The 4,650-nt window shown below is 71.5% G+C and carries 3 protein-coding genes and 1 pseudogene; 2 read left to right on the top strand and 2 right to left on the bottom strand.

Annotated features, from left to right (window positions below; genetic code table 11):
* Positions 1 to 1,952, bottom strand: a 1,952-nt coding sequence (locus tag Q0D57_RS00855; RefSeq protein ID WP_291036732.1) for an alpha-ketoacid dehydrogenase subunit alpha/beta, incomplete at its 3' end; no start/stop codon positions are given.
* A gap of 54 nt (positions 1,953 to 2,006) precedes the next feature.
* Positions 2,007 to 3,266, bottom strand: a complete 1,260-nt coding sequence (locus Q0D57_RS00850) for a dihydrolipoamide acetyltransferase family protein (RefSeq protein ID WP_291036730.1) — start codon at positions 3,264 to 3,266, stop codon at positions 2,007 to 2,009.
* A gap of 111 nt (positions 3,267 to 3,377) precedes the next feature.
* Here Q0D57_RS00850 and Q0D57_RS00845 point away from each other — a divergent pair, with 111 nt between their 5' ends.
* Together Q0D57_RS00845 and Q0D57_RS00840 are read left to right on the top strand one after the other, a co-directional pair.
* On the top strand, positions 3,378 to 4,328 hold the full coding sequence (locus tag Q0D57_RS00845) for a sugar-binding domain-containing protein (RefSeq protein ID WP_291036727.1): 951 nt from the start codon (positions 3,378 to 3,380) through the stop codon (positions 4,326 to 4,328).
* 10 nt (positions 4,329 to 4,338) lie between these two features.
* A pseudogene (locus Q0D57_RS00840) lies at positions 4,339 to 4,650 on the top strand (ribulose-phosphate 3-epimerase); the annotation flags it as partial.

Genomic DNA, 4,650 nt, shown 5'->3' with positions numbered 1-4,650 from the left:
GTGTCGTAGAGGCGCTGGCTCTCGAAGAAGACGACTGGATCGTTGCCCGCGAGAGCGGAGGCGAGTAGGCCCTTCGCGTCGTGCGCGGTGGCCGGGAACACCACCTTGAGGCCCGGGACGCCCGCCACCATCGAGCTCCAGTCCTGCGAGTGCTGGGCGCCGTACTTGGCGCCCACCGAGACCCGCAGCACCATCGGCACGGTCGCGAGCCCGCCCGACATCGGCTGCCACTTCGCCATCTGGTTGAGGATCTCGTCGCCCGCCCGGCCGATGAAGTCGGCGTACATGAGCTCCACCACGGGCCGCCCGCCCGAGAGCGCGAAGCCGACGCCGGCGCCCACGATCGCCGCCTCCGAGATGGGGGAGTTGAAGAGCCGGTGCCGCGGGAGCAGCTCGGTGAGCCCCCGGTAGACGCCGAAGGCCCCGCCCCAGTCGCGGTTCTCCTCGCCCCACATCGTCACCCGGTCGTCGGCCACGGCGTGCGCCAGCACGGCCTCGAAGAGGGCGTCGCGGAACGTGATGGCCTTCGCACCCGAGAGCGGCTTGCTGCCCGGGCCATCCGAGAGCCCGGATCGCGACTTGCGGGCGAGCGCCTGCGCGTGCGGCAGCTCGGAGACGGGCACCAGGGTCTCGCCGGCCGGGGCGTCGTCGAGGTCGATCGAGGTGTTGTTGAACGTGAGCTCGGCCATCACGGCGGGGTCGCGGCGAAGCGACAGGCGCGGCGACACCGAGGTGTCGATGGCGACCTCGAGCGAGGCGGCGATGCGCTCCTCGGCCCAGGTCTTGAGCTCGGCCTGACGGCCGGCGGCCACCACGCCACCGTCCGCCAGGCGAGCGAAATAGGTGTCGATCGGATCGTGCGAGGCCCAGAGGTCGAGCTCGTCCTTCGTGCGGTACGACGACGCGTCGGAGGGGGAGTGCCCCGACTGGCGGTAGGTCTGGCAGTCGATCAGCACCGGACCGTCGCCGGCCTCGAGGTGCTGGCGGGCCACGGTCATCGCCTCGATCACGGCGAGCGGGTTGTTGCCGTCGATCGTCTGCGCGTGCATGTTCTGGGCGTTGATGCCGGCGCCGATCCGGGCCAGGCGGTCGTAGGCCATGGTCTCGCCGATGGTCTGGCCGCCCATGCCGTAGAAGTTGTTCACGATGAAGAAGACCACCGGGAGGCCGCCGCGGTGCTTCTCGTCCATGAGGGTGTGCAGCTGGGCCATGCCCGCGAGGTTGAATGACTCCCAGACGGGGCCCGTGCCGGTGGCGGCGTCGCCGATCGAGGCGACGACGATGCCGGGCTTCGCCTGCAGACGGTTGTAGAGCGCGGCGCCTGTGGCGAGCGGGCCCGATCCGCCCACGATGGCGTTGTTGGGGTAGATGCCGAGCGGCGGGAAGAAGGCGTGCATGCTGCCGCCGAGCCCGCGGTTGAAGCCCGTGCGGCGGCCGAAGGTCTCGGCGGTCATGCCGTAGAGCAGGTAGTCGATGGCCTGCTGCTCCGGGTCGTCGGAGGCGAGGCGATCCTGCACCACGTTCCAGATGGCGCCCTCCGACCAGGTGCGGAAGGCCTCGTCGAGCTCGGGCCGCGGGGTCGAGTGGATGGCCGAGAGGCCCTTCGCGATGACCTCGCCGTGGCTGCGGTGGCTGCCGAACACCTTGTCGATCGAGCCGAGCGTGAAGGCCTGGCCGACGGCCGCGGCCTCCTGGCCGATCGAGAGGTGGGCGGGGCCGGCGTGCACGTAGTCGATGCCCCGGTAGGAGCCCTCGCGCTTGATCGCCTGCAGCATGAGCTCGAACTCGCGCACGAGGATCATGTCGCGGCCGATGCGGAGGAGGGCGTCGTCGCCGTGCAGCGCGCGCTCGGCGGCGAGGTCGGGCGTGTAGGTGTTGACCTGGATCGAGTCGAAGGTCAGCTCCGACCGGCTGCGCGTGGTGGCCGGATCGATGAGGAGCTCTTTAGCCATGGTTCGTCGTGTCCTTCAGGTAGAAGACGTCGGGGAGAAAAGAGGGAGCGGCCGTCAGAGGGCCGAGAGGATGTCGACCGTCTCGATCGCCTGCGCGATGGCGGCCAGCACGCCGGCGGCCGCGGCGCCGTCGAGGGCGCGGTGGTCGAACGTGAGCGAGAGCGGCAGCAGGCTCGGCGCCTCCGGGTGCGTCCGGTGCGCCGCCCCCACGCCGAGGATGCAGCTCTGCGGTGTGTTGAGCACCGGCGTGAACCAGTGCACGCCGAGCGAGCCGAGGTTCGAGACCGTGAAGGTGCCGCCCTCCATCTCGGCCGTGCTGAGCCTGCCGCTGCGGGCCTTCTCGATCGCGCCCTTCGCGGCGACGGCGACCTGCGCGATGCTGAGCGAATCGGCGTTCGGGATGACGGGCACGAGCAGCGCCTGCCCCGTGTCGACCGCGAAGCCGAGGTGCACCGAGCGGTACTGCCGGATGCCGTCCCAATCGAACACCGAGTTGGCCTCCGGATGCGCGGCCACGGCGCGCGCGGCGGCGAACAGCACGAGGTCGTTGACGCCGATCTTCGGCAGCCCCTGCGCCTCGGTGACCGCACGGAGGCGCTTCACGAAGGCGAGCAGCGCGGTGGCGTCGGCGTAGCGGGTGAGCGTGACCTGCGCGGTGCCGGTGAGCGAGGCGTGCATCCGCTGGGCCGTGACCTTGCGGGCGCCGCGCACGGGGACGAGGTCGAACTCGGCGTCGGGGGCGGCGGTTGCGGTGGGGGCGGCGAGCGGGGCTGGTGCGGAGGCAGGCGCGGCCGGTGCAGCGACCGGCTGCTTCTTGGCCGCGAGCACGTCGGCGATGATGATGCGCCCGCCGGGACCCGATCCGGCCACTCCGGCGAGGTCGATCCCGTTGCGTTCGGCGAGGATCCGGGCACGTGGCGATGCCTTCACCGATCCGGTCACCGACTTGGCGGCCGTGGCGGCAGGCGCCGTTTCGGCGGCGACAGCCACGGCGGGCGACGGCTCCGCGGGTGCGGTCGCTCCGGGGTCGTCGGCATCAGAGGCTGGGCCCGCGCCGGCTCCGCCTGCGACCTCGCCGGCCGCGCCGAGCACCGCGAGCACCTCGTGCTCGGGCACTTCGTCGCCCGAGTCGAACAGGATGCTCAGCACCTCGCCGCCCTCGGGAGCCTCGACCTCGATGGTCGCCTTGGCGGTCTCGAGGGTCACGAGCACGTCGCCCGCGCTCACCTGCGAGCCCACCGAGACGTTCCAGTCGACCACGACGGCGTCTTCGCCCGCGTTGCCGGTGGTGGGGACACGAACGTCGATCGACATCGCTCTCCGATCCGTTTCTGCTCAAAAGTGAAACCTACGCTCTTATGAGCACACGCCGACAGTACACTGGCATCCGGATCGCGTCAAAGGTCGGTCCCACGGACTCCGGAGGTGGCGTTGCTCGGTCAGGACCGCCCCGCCGTGTCGCTCGAGGCCGCCATCGTGGCGCGCCGCTACTACATCGACGACAAGCAGAAGAACGAGATCGCCGACGAGCTCGGCATCTCGCGCTTCAAGGTGGCCCGCCTGCTCGACGAGGCGAAGGCGAGCGGCATCGTGCGCATCTCGGTCGACATGCCGGCCGACATCGACCTGCCGCTCGGCGAGGAGCTCGCGCGTGCCTTCGGCATCCACCGCGCCATCGTGGTGCGCGCCATCGAGGCGGCTCCGGATGCGACGGGAGCGCTGATCGGCGACGCCGCGGCCCAGTACCTGGCCGGGATCGTCGGCGCCGACGACGTGCTCGGCATCTCGTGGGGCTCGAGCCTCACCGCCTTCGTCGACGCCGTCACGACCCTCGCCTCGGCCGAGGTGGTGCAGATGGTCGGCGGTGTGCGGGCCGCGCAGATGGACGTCTCGGGCGTGGAGCTCGTGCGCCGCCTCACCCGCAAGACCGGCGGCCGGGCCTTCCCGCTGCACGCCCCGCTGCTCGTGCGCACGGCGACGATGGCCGAGGAGCTGCGCGCCGATCCGAGCCTCGCGGATGCCACGGGGCGCTTCGGCCGGCTCTCGATCGCCCTCGTGGGCATCGGCTCCTGGAACCCGCCCAAGTCGTCCCTGCACGGCGAGTTCACCGACGCCGAGCGCGCCGACCTCGAGGTGCGCGGTGCCGCCGCCGACGTCTGCACGATCGTCTTCGACGCCGACGGCCAGGAGCTGCACTCGCCGGCGCTCGATCGCGCCGTGGGCATCTCGGCGGCCGAGCTCCGGGCCGTGCCCGAGGTCGTCGCGGTCGCGGGCGGCGAGGAGAAGGTGGAGGCCATCCGTGCGGCCCTCCGCAGCGGCATCGTGCGCACCCTCGTCACCGACTCCCGCACGGCGGAGAGCCTGCTGGCTCGATAGGGTCGAATCCGTGAGCGCACGAAACCAGCCCCGCAACCGGCCCAGCATCCACCCCAGCGTCCTCGCGGCCGACTTCGCCCGGCTGGGCGACGAGCTCGAGCGCATCCGCACCGCCGACCTCATCCACTTCGACGTGATGGACTACCACTTCGTGCCGAACCTCTCGTTCGGCATGCCGATCTTCGAGACCATCACCAAGCGCACGCGGCTGCCGCTCGACGTGCACCTCATGATCAGCGACCCGGGGCGCTGGGCTCCCGGCTACGCCGAGGCCGGGGCCGCGAGCGTCACCTTCCACGCCGAGGCCACCGATGACCCCGCC

Source organism: Herbiconiux sp., from assembly GCF_023264895.1.
In the GTDB taxonomy this organism is placed as follows: domain Bacteria; phylum Actinomycetota; class Actinomycetes; order Actinomycetales; family Microbacteriaceae; genus Herbiconiux.
This window is presented reverse-complemented; position numbering and strand designations above follow the sequence as displayed.

Excerpts from the sequence above, each read along its gene's own strand:
- Q0D57_RS00850 (WP_291036730.1), bottom strand. The coding sequence starts at position 3,266 with ATGTCGATCGACGTTCGTGTCCCCACCACCGGCAACGCGGGCGAAGAC.